The organism is Paenibacillus eucommiae, assembly GCF_017874215.1.
GTDB classification, from domain to species: domain Bacteria; phylum Bacillota; class Bacilli; order Paenibacillales; family NBRC-103111; genus Paenibacillus_AI; species Paenibacillus_AI eucommiae.
This window is the reverse complement of the sequence record NZ_JAGGLB010000019.1, coordinates 96,930-120,940: the sequence shown is the minus strand read 5'-3', so window position 1 is coordinate 120,940 and position 24,011 is coordinate 96,930. Positions and strand designations below refer to the sequence as shown.

Annotated in this window: 13 protein-coding genes and 1 tRNA gene; 11 read left to right on the top strand and 3 right to left on the bottom strand. The window is 46.1% G+C overall.

The window, feature by feature from the left end; genetic code table 11:
* Positions 1–77 precede the first annotated feature (77 nt).
* Positions 78–911: an AraC family transcriptional regulator gene (locus tag J2Z66_RS24785; RefSeq protein ID WP_209975416.1), complete on the bottom strand. Its 834-nt coding sequence runs from the start codon at positions 909–911 to the stop codon at positions 78–80.
* Between the two features lie 228 nt (positions 912–1,139).
* Between J2Z66_RS24785 and J2Z66_RS24780 the strand changes: the two genes are divergently transcribed.
* The 7 genes from J2Z66_RS24780 to J2Z66_RS24750 all read left to right on the top strand — a co-directional run bounded on the left by J2Z66_RS24780 (position 1,140) and on the right by J2Z66_RS24750 (position 17,188).
* Complete coding sequence (locus tag J2Z66_RS24780) at positions 1,140–3,116, top strand: alpha-amylase family protein (protein ID WP_209975415.1); 1,977 nt, start codon at positions 1,140–1,142, stop codon at positions 3,114–3,116.
* Positions 3,117–3,175: 59 nt separating this feature from the next.
* Complete coding sequence (locus tag J2Z66_RS24775) at positions 3,176–7,831, top strand: DUF4838 domain-containing protein (RefSeq protein ID WP_209975414.1); 4,656 nt, start codon at positions 3,176–3,178, stop codon at positions 7,829–7,831.
* 166 nt (positions 7,832–7,997) lie between these two features.
* Positions 7,998–8,070 (top strand) — tRNA-Lys (locus J2Z66_RS24770).
* A gap of 894 nt (positions 8,071–8,964) precedes the next feature.
* Positions 8,965–9,999, top strand: coding sequence for a phenylalanine--tRNA ligase subunit alpha (gene pheS, locus J2Z66_RS24765; protein WP_209975413.1), 1,035 nt, complete (start codon positions 8,965–8,967; stop codon positions 9,997–9,999).
* A gap of 137 nt (positions 10,000–10,136) precedes the next feature.
* On the top strand, positions 10,137–12,590 hold the full coding sequence (pheT, locus tag J2Z66_RS24760; RefSeq protein WP_209975412.1) for a phenylalanine--tRNA ligase subunit beta: 2,454 nt from the start codon (positions 10,137–10,139) through the stop codon (positions 12,588–12,590).
* Positions 12,591–12,722: 132 nt separating this feature from the next.
* A complete protein-coding gene (locus tag J2Z66_RS24755) occupies positions 12,723–16,655 on the top strand; it encodes a hypothetical protein (protein WP_209975411.1) in 3,933 nt (1,310 codons plus the stop codon).
* Between the two features lie 11 nt (positions 16,656–16,666).
* Entirely contained in the window at positions 16,667–17,188 is a 522-nt protein-coding gene (locus J2Z66_RS24750; protein ID WP_209975410.1) for a CvpA family protein, read from the top strand.
* 1,121 nt (positions 17,189–18,309) lie between these two features.
* Here the strand turns inward: J2Z66_RS24750 and J2Z66_RS24745 are convergent.
* The gene (locus tag J2Z66_RS24745) at positions 18,310–18,711 is read right to left on the bottom strand and encodes a cupredoxin domain-containing protein (RefSeq protein ID WP_209975409.1); all 402 of its coding nucleotides are present in this window, start codon (positions 18,709–18,711) and stop codon (positions 18,310–18,312) included.
* A 295-nt stretch (positions 18,712–19,006) separates the two neighbouring features.
* On the bottom strand, positions 19,007–19,366 hold the full coding sequence (locus tag J2Z66_RS24740; protein WP_209975408.1) for a phage holin family protein: 360 nt from the start codon (positions 19,364–19,366) through the stop codon (positions 19,007–19,009).
* Positions 19,367–19,528: 162 nt separating this feature from the next.
* On the opposite strand from J2Z66_RS24740, the gene J2Z66_RS24735 reads away from it, so the two are divergent.
* The 4 genes from J2Z66_RS24735 to J2Z66_RS24720 all read left to right on the top strand — a co-directional run bounded on the left by J2Z66_RS24735 (position 19,529) and on the right by J2Z66_RS24720 (position 23,863).
* On the top strand, positions 19,529–21,895 hold the full coding sequence (locus J2Z66_RS24735; protein WP_209975407.1) for an endonuclease MutS2: 2,367 nt from the start codon (positions 19,529–19,531) through the stop codon (positions 21,893–21,895).
* Positions 21,896–22,011: 116 nt separating this feature from the next.
* A complete protein-coding gene (locus tag J2Z66_RS24730) occupies positions 22,012–22,692 on the top strand; it encodes a PspA/IM30 family protein (protein WP_209975406.1) in 681 nt (226 codons plus the stop codon).
* A gap of 95 nt (positions 22,693–22,787) precedes the next feature.
* A complete protein-coding gene (locus tag J2Z66_RS24725; RefSeq protein WP_209975405.1) occupies positions 22,788–23,207 on the top strand; it encodes a DUF350 domain-containing protein in 420 nt (139 codons plus the stop codon).
* Positions 23,208–23,368: 161 nt separating this feature from the next.
* Positions 23,369–23,863 carry a hypothetical protein gene (locus J2Z66_RS24720; RefSeq protein WP_209975404.1) on the top strand — a complete coding sequence of 165 codons (495 nt, stop codon included), beginning with the start codon at positions 23,369–23,371 and terminating at the stop codon, positions 23,861–23,863.
* The last annotated feature ends 148 nt before the right edge of the window (positions 23,864–24,011 follow it).

Below are 24,011 nucleotides of genomic sequence, written 5' to 3'. Positions count from 1 at the left end.
CACCTCATTTTTCAATAGAGAGGTCCCGCTTGCTTTTTTGGTGTGTATTTTGTCAATATCACTCACAGTATATAAAATCAGGTTTTTTTTATTAATGATAAGCTTCTGTATTCAGACGGAGCAGCCCCGGTTTGTTGTTTAAACAGTCTTGAGAAATAAATGAGCTGGCACCCGACTTCATCAGCAATTTCGGTAACGGTTCGATTCGTGGTGAGCAGAAGCTGCTTAGCTTTTTCGATTCTTATCTTGTTAGTATACTGAATGGGTGTGAGACCTATTATCGATTTGAAAAAATGAATAAAATAATTCGGGTGCAAGTGAACGAGCTTGGCTAACGTGTCAAGGCTTAAATTTTCCGACAAATGGTTTTCGATATATTGCAAAACAATTTCTAATCTGTTGATCGAGTCCGAGTAGAAAAGTAGGTTTTTCTGTTCACAGGCATCCAGGTAATAGGAGAGGATGTTAAGAAATAGTGAATTCATTTTCAGGATAGCTGATAATTCAGTGCTTTGATATTCAGTGATTAATCGCTCAAATAAAACCTCGAGTCTATCTGTATCGTCTACTTCCACCATATATGGCAATTTCAGAAGCTGGAATAAGTCCGTCTCCCCTACCTTCAAGGTAAAATGACTCCAATATTTGTAGAAGGTGTTATCATTAACCGCCCAATAAGATTGCTCAACAGACGACGGTAGCAGATACAGTTGTCCTGGCTGAGGGTAATACAATTTGTTCTGTATTTTAATTACGCCTTCTCCATGACGAATAAAATAAAAACGTGCATAGTCAGGTGTGAAATTGATTTCCCTCCATGTAAGTGGAGCCTTGGTGTTTGCGACTACTGAAATATGTATCTTCATATTTGAGAAGTATTGGATAAAAAGGTTTCTTTGAACAACATCCATTGACATGTACCTCCCAAGTAGGTTTCATAATTCAAAGTTTTGAACAGTTCCGTTTTACAAGTGAGATTTGTGAACATTTCTTTAGCTATTCGACAAAAAGCTCCTTTTTCCTTGAACCGGATTTTTCTTAATTTTGTATAAACATTCATTAGGAATGTTTCTTCCTATAAGATTTGGTATGGGTTACTCTTTTATTAGAATCTTTTATCTATTAAGGGAGTGAAGTTATTGGGTTTTCGACAGGTTCATCTTGATTTTCATACTTCAGAAGCGATTGCAGAAATAGGAAGGAGATTTTCCAAAAAACAGTTTCAAAACATGCTGGAATTAGGTCATATTGACTCTATTACTGTATTTGCCAAGTGCCATCACGGTTGGTCTTATCATCCAACAAAAGTGAATGAAATGCATCCGAACCTGGATTTTGACCTGCTTGGAGCGATGATTGAGGCGGCGGCTGAAGTTGGTGTCCAAACACCAATCTATATTTCGGCTGGCTTAGATGAAAGATTGGCAAGGCAGCACCCTGAGTGGCTGATACGAGACATGGATGATCGCACTAACTGGGTGGCAGGATTCATGGAACCTGGCTTTCATCAGTTTTGCATGAATTCGCCATACCTGCCAGTTTTGCTTGAGCAGATTGCCGAGATAGTGTCCAACTATGAAACGAATTATATTTTTTTCGATATTGTAGGGGTTAGGCAATGTTATTGTCATTCTTGTGTCAAGGCGCTGAGGGAAGTGGGAAAGGATCCGCAAGATGCTGAAGCTATAAGAGAATTGGGCGAGCGGACATACGCTCATTATACGGAGCAGGTACGCCAAACTATTCATTCCATTAAACCTAATATGGGCATAGTTCATAATAGTGGCCTTCTCAAAGGCCGTCGGGATTTGATTGATATGAGCTCACACCTGGAGCTGGAGTCGCTACCTACGGGTGGTTGGGGGTACGATCATTTTCCTTTATCCGCGCGGTATGTACAGCAGTTGGGGATAGAATTTGTGGGAATGACTGGGAAGTTTCATACGACTTGGGGAGAGTTCGGTGGGTATAAACATCCTAACGCTTTAAAATATGAAACTGCTTTAAACCTCGCAAATGGTGCGCGATGCTCGATCGGAGACCAGCTACATCCAGACGGGTTGATGGATCAGGTCACTTATCAGCTGATAGGGCAAGCTTATGGAGAAGTGAAGGAGAAGGAGGTCTGGTGCAGCCAAGCCAAGAATGTTGCCGATGTGGGGCTGCTTTCCGTGGAAGCGTTCACTGCCTCTGGGTCTCATCCACAGCAAGTAATGGACAAATCTGATATAGGTGCTGTTCGCTTGCTTTTGGAAGGTAAATTTTTGTTTGATGTAATAGATCTGGAATCAGATTTTAATAGCTATAAAGTCATTATTTTGCCAGATCAAATTTATGTGGATGCATTTCTTAAACATAAGCTGGAAGTTTTTTTTGAAAAGGGTGGTAAGGTGCTGGCTACAGGTTCTTCCGGTTTGAATAAAGAGAAGAGTGCTTTTGCTATTGATTTGGGTGTTCGTTATGTCGGTTTGAATCAATATCAGCCGGATTATTTGAAGCCAGCATTTGAGATGCCTAATTTCTCTCATGCATCCCTAGTTTGTTACTCTCAAGGAATAGAAATTGATGTGGTCAAAGGGTCTGTTCTTGGCAAGAGGGAAAACCCCTATTTTAACCGGGAGCTGTTTAGGTATTGCTCTCATCAACATACACCTAGCAGCAAAGAGAATGGTGGACCAGGGGTAGTGGAAAGTACAAATGGTATTTACATAGCTTGGCATGTGTTTGATGATTATGCAAAAAAAGGGAGCTTGCCCTTGAAAGAAATAATCATATATGCTCTTAATCTCCTACTGCCAGATAAGACACTGGAAACAAATCTGCCTGCACAAGGAGTAGTTACATTACAAAAGCAAGATCAGGAGAGCAGATATGTGCAGCATTTATTATATGCAGCTCCAGTACTAAGAGGTGAAAATATTGAGGTGATCGAGGACATTGTGCCCGTACACGATATTGAGGTTTCTCTAATTCTTGAATCTGAAATTAAGAGAGTATACCTGGCTCCCCAAATGCAAGAGCTTGTTTTTGAAAAAAAGGAAGATCGTATTCGGTATATGTTACCCGTTCTGGAGTGTCATCAAATGGTTGTGCTAGATTGGGATGCGGATTCGTAGGTTAAGGCTCATTCAATTGGAGGCTAATCAGCTAATATGAAAAGAAACGAGGATGAAGCATGAAATTCAGGGAATGTGGATGGAAAGTCGTAACGGCTGTTTTGATCTTTAGTATGATTTTTACTTCATTTGCTTTCACAAAAGTCAGTGCGGCTTTCGATACTTCGATTCTGCCTGCTGGCGGGACGAAAGGCCAGGACAGCTCGGATATCGAGGGGCATTGGGCAGAGGCGCAGTTAAAGAAATGGCTGCAGGAGGGCTTGCTGCAAGGTTATTCCAATGGCGATATTGCGCCGGATCGTAGGATTTCAAGAGGTGAATGGATTGCTTTCATCAATCGTTCCTTCGGATTTAAGGAGAAAGGTGAAATGGCTTTTTCAGATTTATCAGCAGCAGATTGGCAGTATGAAGACGTGTCCATTGCAGTGAAAGCAGGATATCTCAGCGGTTATGAAGATGGGACTGTTCGAATAGAAAACGAGATCAGCAGGCAGGAAACGGCAGTCATGATGGAGCGTATTCTAACCCCTTACTTGGCGAACCATACGTCGTATGTTGTTCCAGCCTTTACTGATGAAGCGGCGATTGCAGCGTGGAGCCATGCAGCGGTTCAGAAGCTTGCAGAACACAAGATCTTAGGCGGTTATGAGGATGGAAGCTTTAAACCAGCAGGATCGATGACGCGCGCTGAAGCGGTGACGATTCTCGACAGAGCTTTGGAATTGTCTTCATCAGGAACCGCAAATAAAACCTTCGATCAAGCGGGTGTGTACGGATCAGAGGACGCGGCAGAGACAATTACTGGAAATGTAATCATTACGACAGCAGGAGTTACGCTGCGCAATATGACTATCCTCGGTGATTTGCTACTGGCTGCTGGGATCGGAGAAGGTGACGTGCTGCTCGATCGTGTGACAGTTCGCGGGGAAACAACTGTAAAAGGCGGGGGAGCCAACAGCGTTCATTTCCGCGATTCCGTCCTGGCATCAGCCGTTATTGAGAAAAGCAAAGGCACGGTTCGCATTGTGTTAGAAGGAGGCACGACGGTTGGGACTGTTACGGTCCGTTCTTCTGTAATTTTGGAGGAAGCTTTGGAGGGAGCAGAATTTATAGAAGGAGGTTTTACCAACATTAAGGTTGCTACTGGTCTGCCGGAAGGAAGCAAGGTAATCTTTAAGGGGGACTTTACCACCATAGATGTGGAAGCTTCGAATATAATCATTGAACTGATTCAAGGTGTCTTGGATAAGCTGACTGTCCGTACGCAGGCCAAAGGAATGCAGCTAAGAACGGAGAAAGATGCAAAGATCATTCTTCTGGAACTGGAAGCTATCCTAAAGATTGTTGGACAGGGAACTATTGAGAAGGCTTACATGCATGAACAAGCGAAAGGAACTACGTTCGAAAAGCCTCCGCTGCAACTGGAAGGAGAGGGGGCACCAACCTCAGGATCACCCATTTCTACAGGGGACGGAATGGGTGGGGAGACTACACAACAGCCCATCAAACTTATTGAAAACGGTCAAAGCCCTGCGATTGTTCTCGTTGATGCGGGGGCAGACGAACAGGTACTTAACGCAGCAGATACGCTGGTGGAGTATGTACGGAAATCTACCGGAGTCGAATTGCCGATTCAAACCACTGCAGTGGAAGGTCTACAGGCAGGTGTGATTCGTATATATGTGGGTACGAGTGCGTCAGAAGATCAACAGCAGCTAAATCATCTGTTGGCAGGATTGACGGGAGACGGGTTCGTAATGGTAGCGAATGACAATCGAATTACGATTATCGGACCTACAGATTGGGGAACGGAGTTTGGCGTGTACGAGTTTCTTGAACGTTATGTAGGTGTTCGTTGGCTGCTTCCCGGCCCGGATGGCGAAGATGTGCCTGAACGGAGCACCATTTCCATTCCGCTTGGTACAATTCGTGAACAACCAGCGGCGATATCCCGGCAGTTCTGGGGTACGGAAACGATAACGACGAATGAGTTTACGATACCGTCTACAAATACCGAGTGGGCTCGCCACAATCGAATATATGAAAATATTCAGTTTCATCACAATATGAAAAATTTGTTTGACCCTGTTTTCTTCTCTCAACATCCTGAGTACTATGTGGACGGGGTGATACCGACTTCGCCTTACGATTGGCAGCCTTGCATGAATGATACGACAGCAGAAGTTGCGATCGGACGAATCATAGACTATTTTGATAAAAATCCTGACAAGCAATCCTACTCATTAGGAGTAAATGACAGTAAAAGGTTTTGTGAGGCTAAGCCGGATCACCCGAATTACACCGGTGAAATTAATTCAATCGGCTATTTGAATATGTCGGAAATTTATTACCCATGGGTTAACAAAATCGTTGAAGGTGTTTTGGCACAACATCCCGATAAATATTTTGGTTTATTGGCTTACTGGAACGTATATGATCCGCCGACGAATGTGCAATTAAATCCCCGGGTCATTCCTTACATTACAGATGATCGGATGTCCTGGTTGGATCCCGCGATGGGCAATCTCGGAAAACAGCATACCGAAAAGTGGAGGGAAGCGGCATCGAATCTGGCGTTCTATGAATATTTGTATGGTTCTCCCTATAATGTACCGCGTGTTTATCCGCAACAAATGTCTGAGGTTTATAAGTATGCAAAGGATCACGGCGTTATCGCTCATGTAGCTGAATTGTATCCGAACTTCGGAGAAGGAGCCAAACCTTGGCTTTCCGCCAAGCTGCAATGGAATCCTGATCTTAATGTCGATGATCTTTTGGACGAATGGTACGTGAGAACAGTAGGGGCCGAAGCGGCACCTTATTTGAAGCAGTACTATGAGTACTGGGAGCAGTTCTGGACGACGCGTATATTTACAACGGAGTGGTATCTGGATTGGGCCAGCTCTCCAGAAAGATATAATTATTTGAATTTATTTGATTCTAGCTATTTGAAGGCTGTAACGAAAGAAGATATGGCCGCAAGTCGTCTTTTAATGGAACAGGTTGTTGCCAAGTCCCAATCGGATAAGCAGAAGGTTCGGGCACAGAAGCTCATGCTCGCTTTTGAGTTTTACGAGGCATCGGTGCTTAGTTACACGTATAACGATAATGCCGCAGTCCCTAGTCCAACGAATGAACAGGAAGCATTGACCTTGCTGGAGTTAATGAAAGATAGCGGCATTAGTATGGAAATGGCAAAGAAGCGTATGGAATTATTGGAACAATTCAAAGACGACCCTATTCTGAATATTCCACTTCATCCTCCGATTTACGGAGGGGCTTGGACCGGTGCACGCGAAGGCATTTTTTCCGCTCTCGTTGATTGGGTCGAGACGGCTCCCGGAAGTACCGCTTTTATGGAACGGCTTCAAGAATTGGCGGAAAGTGATCAACCCTTTGTCCGCGACAATGCCTTGCTCTTGTTGGCCATCGCAAAAAACAAGCTCAATTTAATAACAAACCCATCGTTCGAAATCGGTTCAGGTGGGCAGGCATCCTCTTGGTACTACTGGACGGAAGGCACAGGCTACACGACTAGAACCCAAGAAACTGTGAAATCCGGACAATACAGTCTTGTTGCTAATGGAATATTCCCTGTTGGCGGTCCGATGCAGGATATTACCACACTGGAGCCTGGAACCTATGGGGCAATAGTACGTTACTACACATCAGCAGATTCTGTTATGGAAGGAACGCTGCAATGGTACATTAATTTAAAGGATAGCAATAATCAATTGATCAAATCGATTGTAACGGAGAAAACACCAGTATCACCAAACAAAGGGAAATGGACGGCATTGGAAACGGTATTTGAGGTAACGGGAGAAATAAGTACGGTCCAATTTGGTTTTCCACTATGGTATTTCAAACCTGGTGAAAAAGTCTTTATCGATGACGTCGCTTTGTATCGCTTGGACGCAGCCGATGATCAGGCAGTCATCACGTCTGTGCAAGCGGAGAACGGTCAGATCGAAGCCGTATTCGACCGTGAACCGGCTGAAGTACCTGAGGTGAGCAGCTTTATCATTCAGCAGCAAATGAATAATGAAACTGCTGTATCGATAACGCCAAGCGCTATATCATGGAATGAAGCTACTCGTACGGCTACCTTGACTGTTCCAGGAGTTCCTGCTTCATCAATTGAACAGAGCGTTGGCTATAAGGTATCTTACCAGCATTCAACGCCTGTTGAATCCTTACCATTTGTGGTAGCACCAGCGACAAATTTGACGAATTTAGTGGCGAATGCTTCCTTTGAAATCGGCGATAGCGGGAATCTTGCGCAAGCGACCTCATGGAGTTATTGGACAGAAGGTAGCGGCTGGATGAGCCGCACCCAGGCAGCGGTGAGATCAGGCGAGTACAGTCTTGTGGCCTCGGACATCAATCCGGTGGGCGGGCCGTTACAGGACATTTCCGTCGAGCCTGGATTATACGAAGCGGTAGTTTACTACTACGTACCGATAAATTCGACTCCAAACGGTACTATTCAATGGTATATCAATTTGAAAGATGAAAGTGATGCCACACTCAGTTCCATAGTAACTGAGAGAATATCGCTGGCAGGACATGAGGGGACATGGGTCCCGCTGCGGACTGTATTTGAAGTAACTGCAGCAGTGAACAAAGTTCAATTCGGGTTCCCGCTTTATTACTTTAGTGCCGGAGAACAGTTGTTTATTGATGATGTTGGTTTGTATCGGTTGGATAATTAATTAATAATATATAATTTATGATTAAAATGGAATAAATATATAATTTTGCGATAATGGAAATTGTAACGGATGGCGTATTCTCAAGTATCGAATGGTAAGAGTTTGCCGGAATGGTTCTGACGCGGACTTGAATATTCATTAAAAAGATGATAAAATATTCATGTTCAGGTCCGTAGCTCAGCTGGCAGAGCAGTTGACTCTTAATCATCTTGTCGTGGGTTCGACCCCCACCGGGCCTATCATGACTTCTACCAAGTATCGTCTTGGTAGAAGTTTTTTTTGAGTTATTGGAAAGTAATCAGAGGGATTACCCTTTCTAATTGAACTTCAAATAAATTCAAGTTTTTGGGGAAGAGACTTCTGTAGCAGCCCACCTCGTAGCAGTACGCCTCCCGCAAAATGAGTCGTGTGCTTCACTTAACGATGTTTTTGATCGTTAAATTAAGGGTTTCCAGTCAATCCGTCACTTTAATGATGATTTTCATCGTTAAAAGAGGATGAATGGCATATCTGGGTGCTTAAAAGGGATTTTAACGATGTTTTTCATCGTTAAAGTAAGGATGTGGAAAGGACTGGTGCTTTTAACGATGAAAAACATCGTTAAAGTAGCAGATCCTTCACAGCTGCGCGCGCTATTCATACCCAGCGCTTGCATCCGCTAGGAAATCTCGTCAGCCGAGAGCCAAGCTCCTATAATTGCACATTTCCATTTAAGAGCTTGCATCTTACCTGCATTTTGCAATATAATAATTGGTAAACCAAAATACTTAGCAAATGCATCGACGGAGAAGAGTAAGCAGTGCCTCTTTACAGGGAAGGGAAGCCAGAGATTGAGAGCATCCCCAAAGAAACAGGCTGCCGAAGTTCGCTCCCGAGCAGTCCTTTGAACAAGTGAGCCCATAGAGGCGGCTTCAGTAGGGGGAACCGGACACACAGGTCCGTTATGTTCAATGAAGTGAGATTCAGCTTCGCTATGCTGCCAAGCAGCAGAACGGCGGGCGATCTAACAAGGGTGGTACCACGGCTTTTTTCGTCCCTTATCCGGGATGGGGAGGTCTTTTTTTGTGCGAAAAAAAGTGAAAACCGTCCCGACGAGACAGCGAAAATATGATTTTATGTAGGAGGGCACAACGATGAAAGCTCGTTTGGAAGCATTAAAGCAGGAGGCATTGCAGGAGCTTGGCGGGGTAAATAGCCAACAGGAGCTTAATGATCTGCGAATCAAATATTTAGGAAAAAAGGGACCTCTCACTGAGGTGCTCCGCGGTATGGGGGCGCTAAGCGCTGAGGAACGTCCGCTCATCGGACAAGTGGCGAATGATGTGCGTGCTGAAATTGAAGCTGTTATTGAACAAAAGCAGGCTGCCTATCAAGCACAGGAGACCGAGAACAGATTGCGCGCTGAGACGATCGACGTAACACTTCCAGGTCGTCCATCACCGCTAGGTGCCGTGCATCCGATTAACAAGGTTGTGCAGGAAATCGAAGATATTTTCCTCGGAATGGGCTTCATTATCGCGGAAGGGCCTGAAGTGGAACGGGATTATTATAACTTTGAGGCGCTGAACTTACCTAAGGAGCACCCTGCCCGAGATATGCAGGATTCCTTCTATATTACAGATGAGATTCTTATGCGCACACAAACCTCCCCGGTTCAGGTGAGGACTATGCAAGCGAGTAAAGGTGCGGTGCCGATCAAAATTATCTCTCCCGGCAAGGTATACCGCAGAGATGATGATGATGCGACCCATTCCCATCAATTTTCTCAAATTGAAGGCCTGGTCATCGACCGCAACATCCGTATGAGCGATTTGAAGGGGACGCTGCTGCAATTCGTAAGAGAGCTATACGGTGCAAACACGGAAATTCGTCTCCGCCCCAGCTTCTTTCCTTTTACAGAGCCGAGTGCAGAAGTGGACGTATCCTGCATGATGTGCGGCGGCAAAGGCTGCAGAATCTGTAAGCATACAGGTTGGATTGAGATTCTAGGTTCAGGCATGGTGCATCCTCGCGTACTGGAAATGTCAGGCTATGATCCGAATGAATACAGCGGTTTTGCTTTCGGTATGGGAGCGGAGCGGATTGCGATGCTGAAATATGGCATTGAGGATATCCGTCATTTTTACACGAATGATTTACGTTTCTTAAAGCAGTTCGTTCATATATAAAAAGATAAAAGAAAAAGTATAAAAGCTCAAAGAACATGCTTATGAAGTTAGCGTTCTTAAAGAACGCTCAAACGAAGATCAAAGATTATGCTTACGAAGTTAGCTTTCTTACGAAAGCTATTAGGAGGAGTGCAGCAATGAAAGTATCCTATAAATGGTTGTCTGAATATGTGGACGTTTCCGGATTTACAGCAGAAGAGCTAGCCGAGAAGCTGACTCGCAGCGGGATTGAAGTAGATACCGTTGAGGATCTTAACAAAGGAGTTACCCAAGTCGTTGTTGGCTACGTGAAATCACGGGAGAAGCATCCTGATGCGGATAAGCTTAGTGTGTGCATCCTGGATGTGGGTCAAGGCGAAGACCTGCAGATTGTTTGCGGAGCCAAGAACGTCGATGCCGGACAAAAAGTTCCAGTCGCACTTGTGGGCGCTGTGCTGCCAGGTGGTTTGGAGATCAAGCGCGCCAAGCTGCGCGGCATGGAATCGCAAGGAATGATCTGCTCCGCGAAGGAGCTCGGGCTCAACGACAAGCTGCTGCCCAAAGAAATTCAGGAAGGCATTCTTGTCCTTCCGCAGGATACGGAAATTGGCAGATCGATCCTCGAAGTACTTGATATTGACGACAAGATTCTCGATTTCGATCTTACCCCGAATCGTTCCGACTGCCTGAGCATGCTGGGCGCCGCCTATGAGATTGCTGCGATTCTGGGCCGGGGCATCAAGCTGCCGGATAGCGAGCAGACCCTTCGCGCCAGCGGCGGTGCTGTCGTTCAAGCTGCTGATCGCATCAGCGTCAGCATTACGGCTGCCGAGCAATGCTCGCACTACGCTGCTCGTCTCATCGAGGGCGTGCAAATCGGAACTTCGCCGCTATGGCTGCAGAACCGCTTAATGGGGGCAGGAATCCGCCCCATCAACAATATTGTCGACATCACCAATTTCGTGATGCTCGAGTATGGACAGCCGCTGCATGCATTTGATGCAGACAACCTGGAGAACGGGCACATCGACGTGCGTCTTGCTGAGCCCGGAGAGAAGCTTGTCACGCTGGACGGCGCTGAGCGGACGCTGGAGCCGCATATGCTGCTTATCACGGACGGTACGAAGCCTGTGGCGTTAGCCGGTGTTATGGGCGGTGCCAACTCCGAGGTGACAGAGGGGACGACGCGCATCCTGCTGGAGTCCGCCAAATTCGCGGGCAGCTCCGTACGCAAAGCCTCGCGCCAGCTTGGCCTTCGCTCTGAAGCGAGCCTGCGCTTCGAGAAAGAAGTAAACCCGGAAGCGGTGCTGCCGGCTTTAAACCGCGCTGCAGCATTGATGGCTCAATATGCCAATGGCACCGTCGCTGAAGGCATCGTCGAAGCTGTTGCCGGAGAGCATAAGCCTGTTCTCATTCAGCTTGCACTGTCCAAGGTGAATACTTACCTTGGCACGGAGTTATCACTTTCTGAGATGCAGGAAACGCTTGATCGTCTGCATTTCACTTATGACAATGAGGGCGAGAACACATTGCTTGTACATGTGCCAAGCCGCCGCGGCGACATTACCCGCGATGTTGATCTCATTGAAGAGGTAGCCCGTCTTTATGGCTACGACAATCTTCCAACAACATTAATGACAGGAGTCACCACACCTGGTTCCTTGAATAAAGAACAAGCCATCCGCCGCATCACTCGTAACTTGCTCACTCAAAGCGGCTTGCACGAGGTGATTACGTATTCCTTCACTCACCCTGCTCAAAAAGCAGATTTCCCGGGGCTTTATCCACAGTCACAGCCGATTGCCCTGGCTATGCCGATGAGCGAGGAGCGGAGCACTCTGCGTACAAGCCTAATGCCTAACCTGCTGGAGGTAGTAAGCTATAATCGCAATCGCAGCACGAGTGACCTGGCTATTTTTGAAATGGGAAATGTGTTTGTTACGGATGAGGAAACCTTAACGGACCTCCCGCAGGAGAAGCTGTTGCTGTCCATTGTACTGGCAGGCAAGCGCAGGCAAGCCCATTGGGGTCAGAAGTCGGAGAACATAGATTTTTATGATCTAAAAGGAATCTTCGATCGTCTAATTGATTATCTGGGTATAAAAGGCCTGGTTTACGAATCGGCGCAGCCGGAAGGCTTCCATCCAGGTAGAACGGCAGAGCTTTACTTGAACAGCGAAGATGGAAACAAACTGATTGGCCGGATTGGCCAGCTGCATCCAGCGCTTCAACAGCGTCGCGATCTTGAGGATACGTATGTGTTGGAGGTCGAAATGGAGTCCATTATAGCCGCCGCTGGTTCCGAAATTGATTACAAGTTGCTTCCGCGCTATCCGGCAATCGGACGGGATATGGCAGTTGTGGTCGGGCAAGCGGTAGCTGTCGGACATATGGAGAGCACGATCCGGGAAATTGCCGGTTCATTGCTTGAATCACTGCAGGTTTTTGATATTTTTACAGGAGAGCGGCTGGGGGCTGACAGAAAAAGTGTAGCGTTCGCACTTCTATACCGTCACCCGGAGCGCACGCTGCTGGATGAGGAAGTAACAGAGCTGCATGGCAGCGTAGTTCGCGCTTTGGAAGAGAAATTTGCTGCTGAACTAAGAAAATAACAAAACCAAACACCTAAGGGCAGGAAAATAGGCTGGCTGTATCGAACTACTCGATATAACCAGCTTTTTATCTAAAGTATGAAGCTTTCGTGCTGGTATTGCTGAGGCAAAGATTTGAGGAGGAAACCTTTTATGAGCAATCCCGATGAAAAAACGAAAATTACAGTTGATATATATGGCAGTTCATATAAGCTTATGGCAACTACCAGCCCGAATTACATGAAACGAGTTGCAGATCTTGTGAACGAGCAGATGCTCCGTATTGCCAAAGGATATCCGCGGATGGATTCGCAGCGAATTGCAGTGCTTGCTGCTGTCAACATGGCCGACGAAAACTTGCGTACTACTGACACTGTAGATCAACTGCGCAAAGAGCAGAAGCAGGCAGAAACTTTGCAAGAAGAATATGTTCGATTGCTGGAAACTCATGAGGGAGTTCAGCAGAAGCATGAAGAGAATCTTCAGCTCCTGAAGGAGCATACCGCAAAGTATGACGCTATTTCTCAGGAGACAGCCAAGCTAAAGAAACAGAACCAAGGGATGGAAGAGCAGCTAAAGCTGCTTGAAGCGCGAACAAAGAGCGAGAAAGAAAAGCTCACACAGCAAAATAAGACAGAGAAGGAAGCCTTGCTTCAGCAAACGAATAAAGAAAAAGAGGCTATCCAAGAGCAAGCCCGAACGGAAAAAAGAAACCTTCTGGAGCAAGCCCGCGTGGAGAAGAAGAACCTTCTACAGCAGCTTAATGCGGAAAAAGAAACCCTTCTACAGCAGACCCGTGCGGAGAAAGATGCATTGCTGCAGCAGGCTCGCGCAAAAAATGATGAGCTCATACAAAAGCTGAAGCAGCTCGAGGAACAGGCCAAGGCAGAGAAAGAGAACGAGCTGTTATTGCAGCAGAGCCTGGCCGAAAAAGAAGCCAAGCTGCAGCAAGCAAGCGAAGAGAAGGAAGTCATTTTAGAGCAGGCACGTTTAGACAGACGGAATCTCTTGCAGCAGCTTAAAGCGGAGAAGGCAGCTGTCCTGGAGCAGGCTCGTGTGGAGAAAGAGACACTTCTGGCGCAAGCGAATGAGGAAAAAGAGACACTTCTAGGACAAGCAAATGCGGAAAAAGCTGCCCTTATCGAGCAGGCAAATGCAGAGAATGAAGCTTTATTAGAGCAGGCAATCATGGAAAAGGAAATCCTTTTAGAGCAAGTAAATGCAGAGAAAAAAGCTCTTACAGAGCAAGCAAATGCGGAAAAAGCTGCTCTTATCGAGCAGGCAAATGCAGAAAAAGCTGCTCTTATCGAGCAGGCAAATGCAGAGAATGAAGCTTTATTAGAGCAGGCAATCGCGGAAAAAGAAGACCTTCTCAAGCAGGCTAATGCCGAAAAAGAGTCTCTACTAGAGCAAGCTAATAGGGAAAAAGATATCCTTGTAGATCAGATAATCAAAGAAAAAGAAGGTTTGCTGCAGCAGGCTCAAGCAGAAAATGATGACCTTGTGCAGATGATCAAGCTTATTGAAGAACAGGCTGAGACCGACAAAGAGGCTTTGCTGAAGCGTAATCTTGCTGAGGTGGAAGCTAGCATTATGCGAGCAAATGAAGAGAAAACCGTGATTTTGGAACAAGCGCGTATTGAAAAAGAGACACTTCTTGAGCAAGCCCGCGTGGAAAAGGCCGTCCTTATCGAGCAGGCAGATGCGGAAAAAGCGGCTCTTCTGAAGAAGGCGAATGAGGAAAAAGAAGAGTTACTGGAGCAGAGTCTGTTGGAGCAAGAACTAAATCTTCAGCTAGCAAACGAGGAGAAAGCAGCCCTGGTAGAGCAGGCCCGAGTGGAGCAAAGTAAGCTTCTGGAGCAAGCGGATGCCTTGAAAAAAAGCCTGGTGCAGCAGCATCAAGCAGAGAAAACGGTTTTATTGGAGCAGGCTCGAAAGGAAAAAGAGGCGAGAGAAAAGCAGGAGCTCCTTCTTGAGCAAGTCCGTAAAGAAAAAGATAGCCTGCTGCAGCAAGCCCGTTTGGAAAAAGCTGAGCTTATAAAGCAGCTTAAGCTTGAAGAACAGGCAAATGCAGAGAAAGAGGAGCTGCTGCTGCTTAGTCTCACGGAACAAGAAGCCAATCAGCAGCAAGCAAACATAGAAAAAGAAGCTCTTCTTGAGCAGGCTCAACTAGAAAAAAGCCAGCTTCTTGAACAAGTGAATATGGAGAAGGAAAATCTTTTGCAGCAGTTTGAAGCTGAGAAAGCAGCCCTTCAAGAACAAGCTCGTAGAGAGCAGGAAACACTCCTTGAGCGGATTACAACTGAAAAAGATGGTTTGCTTCAAAAAGCCCGGTCGGAAAATGATGAGCTGATGCAGCTGTTTACACTGCTGGAAGAACAGACGAAGGCGGAGAAAGAAGAATTGTTACAAAGCAGTCTCAGGGAGAAGGAAGCTACTCTCCAACAAGCCCGTGAAGAGCAGAAAGCTCTCCTGGAGCAGGCTGAAATTGAGAAAAACATTCTGATCGAGCACACTAAGGTTGAAAAAAATAATCTCGAACAGCAGCTCCAAGCAGAGAAGGATACGCTGCTTGAGCAGGCACGTGTGGAGAAAGAGACCTCTCTTGAGCAGGTTCGTGTAGAGAAAGACGCTTTATTACAGCAAATCCGTGCGGAAAATGATGACCTGATGCAACTGCTCAATCTGCTTGAAGAGCAGACCAAGACCGAGAAGGAGCAATTGCAGCAACGGAGCATCAAAGATCAGGAAGCGGTCCTTCAACAGGCAAAAAAAGAGAAAGAAGTCCTTTTAGAGCAGGCAAGTATAGAAAAAAGGAACCTTCTGGAGCAGGCCAATGCGGAAAAGAACAAGCTCATTCAGCAGCTTCAGGCAGAGAAAGCACTTTTGGAACAAGCAGCTAAAGATAAAGAGGCTCTTCAAACTCAAGCTATGAAGGAGAAAGAAACCCTTCTGGCACAGGCAGCCAAAGACAAGGAAGCACTCCAAGATCAAGCTGTAACGGAGAAAGAAGCACTTCTGGCACAGGCAGCCAAAGATAAGGAAGCTCTCCAAACTCAAGCTATGAAGGAGAAAGAAACCCTTCTGGCACAGGCGGCTAAAGATCAGGAAGCACTCCAAGCTCAGGCTGTGAAGGAGAAAGAAGCACTTCTGGCACAGGCAGCCAAAGATAAGGAATCACTCCAAGCTGAAGCTGTGAAGGAGAAAGAAGCATTTCTGGCACAGGCAGCCAAAGACAAGGAAGCACTCCAAGCTCAAGCTGTGAAGGAGAAAGAAACCCTTGAGGCGCATGCTGCCCGGGAGAAGGAAGTCCTTCTCGAGCAGGTTCGCAGTGAAAAAAATATACTGCAGCAGACGCGCACAGAAAATGAAGATCTGATGCAGCTGCTTACGATGCTTGAGGAACAGACGGAAAAAGAAAAAGAACAATTATTACAGCGGAACCGTAAAGAACAGGAAATCATTCTTCAGCAAGCCCATGCATTAGAATCAGAAAAGGCAGCTCTTTTGGAGCAGGCATATATGGAAAAAGAGGCAGTTCTTGTGCAAGCCCGAATGGAGCAAGCTGCTGCTCTGATGGAAGTAAGTAAGGAGAAAGAAACAATTCTTGAGCAAGTTCAAAGAGAACAGGCGGAGGCTCTTGCAAAAGTGGTCAGGGAGAAAGAGGCCATTCTGGAGCAAGCACGAATCGAACAAGCAGCTGCTCTTGAGAAGGCCAATAAGGAAAAGGAAGCTCTTCAAGAACAGGCAGATGCGGAGAAGAAAGCCCTTCTGGAGCAGGCGAATTCGGAGAAAGAGGCTCTTCTAGCGGCAGTCCAGAAAGAAAAAGAGGCCCTTCTCGAGCAGTCTCGTTTGGAAAAGGAAATCCTGCTGGAGCAAGCGCGGAAGGAGCAGGAGAATCTTTTGCGGCAGGCGCGTGAGGAAAATGAAGAGCTTAAGCTGAAGATGCACAAGGATGATGAGCTGGATCGCAAGGAGCTTCAAAAAGTTCAAGCTGAACTGCGCGAACTGAGAGAGGAATACGGCAAGCTGCAGATCGAATACAATGAATGGATCGAGCTTCTTGAGATTGAAACTGACAGTTAATGGATGCGAACATGAATGCTCTTGATTACATCATGCTTGCTGTCATTGGCGGATCTCTAATACTTGGCTTTATGCGGGGCTTTGCAGCTCAGATTATATCCATTGCTGGCTTTTTTATCGCTTATGTGATTGCTTTCCGATTTTTTCGCCAGCTTGCTCCAATCCTGCAGAGTGAACTATCGCTTCCTGGTTATGAAAGCTATCAGAAGTACGAGTCCGTTATCGAAGGACTGAGCTTGGATACTTATGTATTCAATGCACTATCCTTCGCAATTATATTCTTTGCTGCGAAAATCATCCTGTCCGTTATCGGAAAAATGCTGAATTTTCTTTTCAAAGCTCCCGGACTTAATCTGATCAATCGTTGGAGCGGGGCGCTGCTAGGGTTGGCCGAGGCGCTTTTAATCCTTATTATCGCTGTCAATGTGCTTATGTTAGTGCCTTCCGAATCCACACAAAAGCTGTTGTCGGGGTCCATTCTTGCACCCTATCTTACCTTCAAGGATACCTTTATAGCACTTCTTCGAAAATGATTTAAGATAGACTTAACGTATCCACAAAATTGCAAGTTAATAAACAAGCTGCTGCCTTTCTCATTATGTGAGTAGGCAGGCAGCTTGTTTATTTTTGTAGCCTTTACTTGAAGAGGTTGACCACGATGCCTGGGCTGGTGATCGCAACATTCCGGTAAGCATCGCTGCGGTCTAGTACATGTGGTGGCATACTTATGGATAGGGATGTATGGTTACGGACATGAGGTCCGCTATTTTACCATTTATCGCTTTTTCGCGAGAGTTACGGACATACGTTCCGCTATTAGCCATAAATCCATGATTTTTGCGCGGTTTCAGCATCAATAAAGGCTCCCATGTCCGTAACAGCGGCAAAAACCTTTGAATTTCTAAAATAACGGCTCTGAGGTCCGTAAAGGTCCTCGGGTCCTAAGAATATAAAATCCTAAGTTCCTAAGTTCCTAAGTTCCTAAGTTCCTAAGTTCCTAAGTTCCAAAGATGCAAAGATCCAAAAGTCCAAAAGTCCAAAAGTCCAAAAGTCCAAAAGTCTGCACCACACCGCGCACGTTTAATTAAGACATTGAGCAAGTCAAAGGTATTGGCCGTGGGTAGGTGATTTTATTCCTCGGTTTTTCGGGCAATCAGTTCATCTTGTCAGAAGCGTGCTTTGAGGTTTTAAGGTGCATGTTTGTGGGCTTGGGCGCGTTGCGGGAGTTGAGGGAGGTGAGCTTGGGATAAGGGCTCCAGCCTCTGGTGATGAAGAGCTGAGCGTGCGACTGGTGAGCGCTGCTGATTTAGCGATGTTTTTCATCGTTAAAAGCACTAGGTTGTCCCGACAACCTTACTTTAACAATGAAAACATCGTTAAAATCTCTTTTATCCACCCAGATAGGCCCTTCCTCTCCTTTTAGCGATGAAAAACATCATTAAAGTGGCTGATTGACCTGGAAACCCTACCTTTAACGATGAAAAACATCGTTAAGTGAAGCTCAAGCTCAATTTCAGAGCCGCGCAGCTGCAGGAACTTACCTTGTAGTCCTATTAGAAAGGTAAACCCTCTTATATTTTATCGCTGTAAAGCGATCAAACCTTCTAAACTGAAAAAAAACCGCTGCAGAATATGCAGCGGTTCTAAAAAAGAATTATTCAACGATCAAAGTTGACTTCATAGTGCTATGCCCTGCACCACATTGAATGGAGCATATGATAGGGAAGGAACCGGCTTTATCAGGTGTGAATGTAATAGTTTCGCCATTTTTCTTCAAGTTTACATCAAACTCTTTAATCGCTGCACCGTGCATGCCTTGTTCATTGTCCAAGGTGATTGTAACAGCTTCGCCTTTTTTAACACGGTACTCAGCTTCATTGAATTTGAAATTGGAAGCTTTAAGTGTAATATTTTGACCGGTAGTGTTACCTGTGGTGCCTCCAGTTTCTGCAGCTGGTGTTGGTGTGGCGGTAGTCTCTTTATCTTCTTTGCTTCCGCAGGCAGCCAGAGCAAAAACTAATGTTAATCCTAAGATGAGCAAAGCCATTTTTTTCATTGGAAACCCTCCAAAGTGTATAATGTATTTCTGCTTTCATTTTAACATGATTTGGAAAGGTTTGCGGTGTCTAAAAGGTGAAGGGTTAGTGAAGATTCATTGAATTTATAATAAATTGAGCAGAAATTCTCTTGCAAAATAAGGAAAAGGAGTTACCTGATAAAATGAAAAAGGATCGATCCCGCGGCTAATACCGCTGAACCGATCCTGGTGCATGGGAAACCATTTTGAACCATTTTGAACCATGTGTTCATGTGTTGTTGCTAAATTTATTGTTGATGCAAGCTAATCTTTTCTAATGCCTTGCTTCAGTTCTGGTTTTGAACGGCGTACTGACAGGAATAAACAAATCAATAATACCGATCACTAAGGCAGCTAGTAGAGCTCCAATCAGGCTTGTTGAAACTCCGGTAACCAAAAATTGAGCAAGCCAGATGACCAAGGCGCTAATCAAGAAACCGACAATGCCTCTTCCGAATGGAGTAATTCTTTTGCCGAAGATTCCTTCAATAACCCAGGCACCCACAGCGATCACAATAGCGAGAAGAATGGCACTCCAGAAGCCGCCGACGTGAAAGCCGGGCACCAGCCAGCTGACGACGATCAGCACTAGCGCGGATACTACAAATCTGACTACATGTCCAAGAAAATGCATCGCTCGAACCTCCTTCCTGGTAGTAAGATTTTATAAAAGGTACTCCAGTTATTGTGTCCAGACAGGCATCAATTATGGGAGGAAGGATTAGCCATAATCGTTTATTCCGTAGCTAATCGAAAAGTCTTTGGTTATAATATAAGGAAAGGGGCTGGATAAACATTGAATGAGAAAATTTTGAAAACATTAGAATTTGAGAAAATTTTACATAGATTAAGCAGCCATGCAGCGACCTCATTAGGCAAAGAGTTGGCCGAGATGCTGAATCCGCTAGGTGACTTCACTCAGGTTAAGCTTAGACTTCAAGCAACCAATGAAGCGGTGAATGTGCAGCGGCTTAAGGGGAATGCTCCTTTCGGGGGCGTACGCAATATTCGTTCTGCTCTCCATCGTGCGAGAATTGGCGGGATGCTGAATCCTGCAGAGCTGCTCGATATTTCAACCACGATGTTTGGAGCACGCAGATTGAAGCGTTTCATAGCAGCAGTGCATGAGGAATATTCGGTTCCCATGCTGAAAGAGCAGGCTGACTTTCTTTCTGAAAACAAGGCACTCGAAGATAAGATTAACGGCTGTATTGATGAAAATGCAATGATAATGGATAGCGCAAGCCCTGCACTTGGAAAGATACGCAGTGAGCTTCGCACAGGCGAGGCCCGCGTTCGAGAGCGCTTGGAGCAAATGATTCGGACTCCGTCTACCCAGAAGATGCTGCAGGATGTTCTGGTCACTATCCGCAATGACCGTTATGTCATTCCGGTCAAGTCGGAGTATCGCTCCAGCTTTGGAGGCATGATTCATGATCAGTCGGCTTCAGGAGCCACGCTGTTTATTGAGCCTGAGGTAGTCATGCAGCTGAATAACAAGCTGAGGGAGCTTAAGCTGAAGGAAGAAGTGGAAATTGAGAAAATATTGATAGCCTTAACCGAGCTGGTAGCTGAGCAAGCGGACCTGCTTGTTTCTGATGTTGACTTGCTCGCTGAGCTTGATTTTAATTTTGCCAAGGCTGGACTGGCTGGTGAAATGAAAGCCACACTTCCGCTGCTGAATGATCGCGGTTTTATTAAAATAAAGCGGGGCCGGCACCCCTTAATCGCCGCGGCTACAGTTGTGCCGCTTGATCTTGAGCTGGGAAGTCCTTATTCTACGATTATCGTCACAGGACCGAATACAGGGGGGAAGACGGTATCACTTAAAACTGTTGGTCTGTTAAGCCTTATGGCCATGTCCGGACTTTTCGTGCCAGCGGAAGAAAGCAGCCAATTATGTGTGTTTGATGCAATCTATGCAGATATTGGAGATGAGCAGAGCATTGAGCAGAATTTAAGCACATTCTCCAGCCATATGACTAATATTATTCGTATTTTGCGGGATATGACTCCCAAAAGTTTGGTTCTGCTTGATGAGCTGGGCGCAGGTACAGATCCAGCTGAGGGCTCTGCTTTGGCAATTTCTTTGTTGGATCATATGCATCGAATGGGCTGCCGGATTATTGCGACTACGCATTATCCGGAGCTGAAGGCGTATGCCTACCAGAAATCGGGGACAATCAATGCGAGTATGGAGTTTGATGTTCAGACGCTCAGCCCAACCTATCGGCTGCTGGTTGGTGTACCTGGTCGAAGCAATGCTTTTGCGATTGCTGAGCGGCTCGGTTTGTCGCGGCCGATTATTGAGCATGCCCGAGGTCAGGTTGCCGAGGAGGACGTACGCGTCGAATCGATGATCGCTTCACTCGAGGAGAACCGCTTAGCCGCCGAGAACGAACGCCAAACCGCTGAGCAGCTGCGGATTGAGGCTGAGGCGCTGCGCAGCGAGCTGGAGGCCCAGCAGCGCAGCTTCGATGCCCAGCGGGATAAGCTGCTCGAGAAGGCTGAGCGCGAAGCGCGGGATGCTGTTGCGAAGGCGCGGCGCGAGGCGGAGGAGGTCATCGCCGAGCTTCGGCGAATGGCGCTTGAGGAAGCAGGCGGCGTCAAGGAGCACCGGCTCATCGACGCGCGCAGACGGCTCGATCTGGCGGAACCGGCGCTGCGCGAAAAGCGCGGAGAAGGAAGAGTCGCGGCGAAGAAGCGGCCTGAGACGATCGAGGCTGGTGACGATGTTCGCGTGATAAGTCTCGGACAGAAGGGGCAGGTTGTAGAGGTTGTAAGTGGAACTGAAGCCCTGGTACAATTAGGAATCATGAAGATGAAGGTGCGCACAGCGGATTTGGAACGAATAGGCTCCGCGGCGGTAAAAAAGCCGATGCAGACCGCAACTACAGTCAAGCGCTCAAGAGATGACAATACACGGACAGAGCTGGATATGCGGGGGATGAACCTGGAAGAAGCCATCATTGAGGCAGACCGCTTTCTGGACGAATCATTTTTGTCCAATTTGGGTCAGGTTTATTTGATCCATGGTAAGGGGACGGGCGTTCTACGCACGGGTTTGCAGGAATATTTACGACGGCATAAGCACGTCAAGAGCTACCGCATAGGAAATTACAATGAAGGCGGTACAGGTGTAACGATCGTGGAGCTTGCTTAAGAAAAAAATATGCTTTTTTGAAACTTCTGTTTTAACTGTTGCGTATGTAATGAATGTATAGATAAATGAGGATGTCAGAACTTTTATGACCACATACATTCAAGGAGGAATCGTCAATGGGCATATTCAAAAGATTGCGGGATTTAACTATGGGTTCCATCAATGATCTTCTTGACAAAGCTGAAGACCCTGTAAAGATGCTGAACCAGTTCCTGCGCGACATGGAAGAAGATATTTTGGAAGCAGAAACCTCGGTTGCCAAACAAATAGCTATCGAGAAGAAATTCAAGCAGCAATATGATGAATCGGAAGAATTGGTTGCTAAGCGTACCGAGCAAGCGTTAAAAGCATTGGAGCAGGGCAATGAAGATTTGGCCCGAAGAGCGCTGGAGGACAAGAAGGAACAGCAGGCGCGCTGCAATCAATTTAAAGAGCAGTATGATATTTCCAAAAAGAATGCCGATCAATTGCGCGGGCAGCTGTCTGAAATGAAAGATGAGTTTACCAAAATGAAAAATAAGAAAGAACTGCTGATCGCCCGGGCTGAAACTGCCAAAGCACAAAAGCAGATCAATCAGGCCATGTCAGGCTTTGGCACCGATAATGGGGCTAAAGGTTTTGACCGGATGTCTGCGAAGGTGCTGCAAATGGAAGCTGAGGCGCAAGCAAGTGGTGAGCTTCGAGATTCCAGCCGCACTCTGGATGATGAACTTGACCAACTGGATAAAAGCGGCGGAGTTGAGGATGAGCTGGCCGTGCTCAAAGCACAGCTGGCGGCAAGAAAACAGCAGCAATGATCATACAGCATGCATCTTTGCGAGGGACTGGGGAAACCCGGTCTCTTCTACCGTTTCCGTAAGCAGACTTTTTTGGGGAAAGCAGGGAATCAGTAATGGATATTGAGTTGGATGCGTGGTTGGATAACCGTTATTTGGCAACGCTTGCTTTTTTTGCGGTAGTGGTGCTTGTGCTTGTCTTATTTCTTACCATTTTCGAGCTGATTACCAGATATGAAGTCTGGGCAGAAATCAAAGCGGGCAATGTCTCGGTAGCTATGGCGACTGGCGGGAAAATCCTGGGGATTTGTAATCTGTTCCGGTTTGCCATACTGAAGGATGTTACGATGCTGCAGACTTTGATCTGGGCCGGTTTTGGTTTTGTTTTGCTTCTGGCCGCTTATTTTATTTTTGAATTTTTAACGCCCTATTTTAAAATTGATGAAGAAATCAAGAAAGATAATAGAGCTGTAGGTTTACTGGCGATGATGATTTCTGTTTCTATTTCATACGTCGTTGGTGCTTGCATTACGTAATTTTGAAATGATCCAGATGGTGGAGGCATTCTAGTATGAAATACTTGTGGGGGACTTTGCTGGCGCTTGCAGTTGTTTTTTTCGCAGCTGGCGTTTATTATTTATTCAAGTGATATGTGATCACATAATGGACTGATACAATAGTTGGAGGAATTTTGGCTATGGATTCAAATGAAGAACTAATATGTCCTTGGTGCCAAACGGAAATCGTGTGGGATCCAGAGATAGGACCAGAGGAAGAATGCCCACACTGCTTTAATGAGCTGAGTGATTACCGCAGCATCAAGCTGACGGTGAAACAGACAGGGCAGCAGCTGCTGCTTGGAGAAGAAGTTGAGGAAGATGAGGATTTTGCTGGTGCATGGGATGATGATGGCGAGCCTCTTGACAGCTACAGCGAAACGGTTTTGCGGTTAACTAGTGAACAGGAAGAGGCTCCGGAATGCTCCACCTGTCACGAGCTTATGCTCCATGCCGGTGATGAGATTCAGACTGTAGATTCCTTTCTGCCTCATATCACCAAAGTAGTCGGCGCACCTTTTCTTAAAGCCCCGTTCACGATGAATGTCTACGTGTGCCCTGCCTGCTTTAAAGTCGAGAAATATTTGTCTGATTCCGACAGGGTCTCGATGGTAGATCGGCTCAAAAAAGATTAAGCAATCCAAAATGATGATATTTCCGATTACAAATTTTATAATGTAAAAGGCCCGAATAAGCCCGCAGTGTATCAATTTCTGCGGAGCTTATTCGGTTTTTTTTGTTTCTAATGGCAGTCCTTTTGAGTGTAGCAAGTTTGGCACTTTG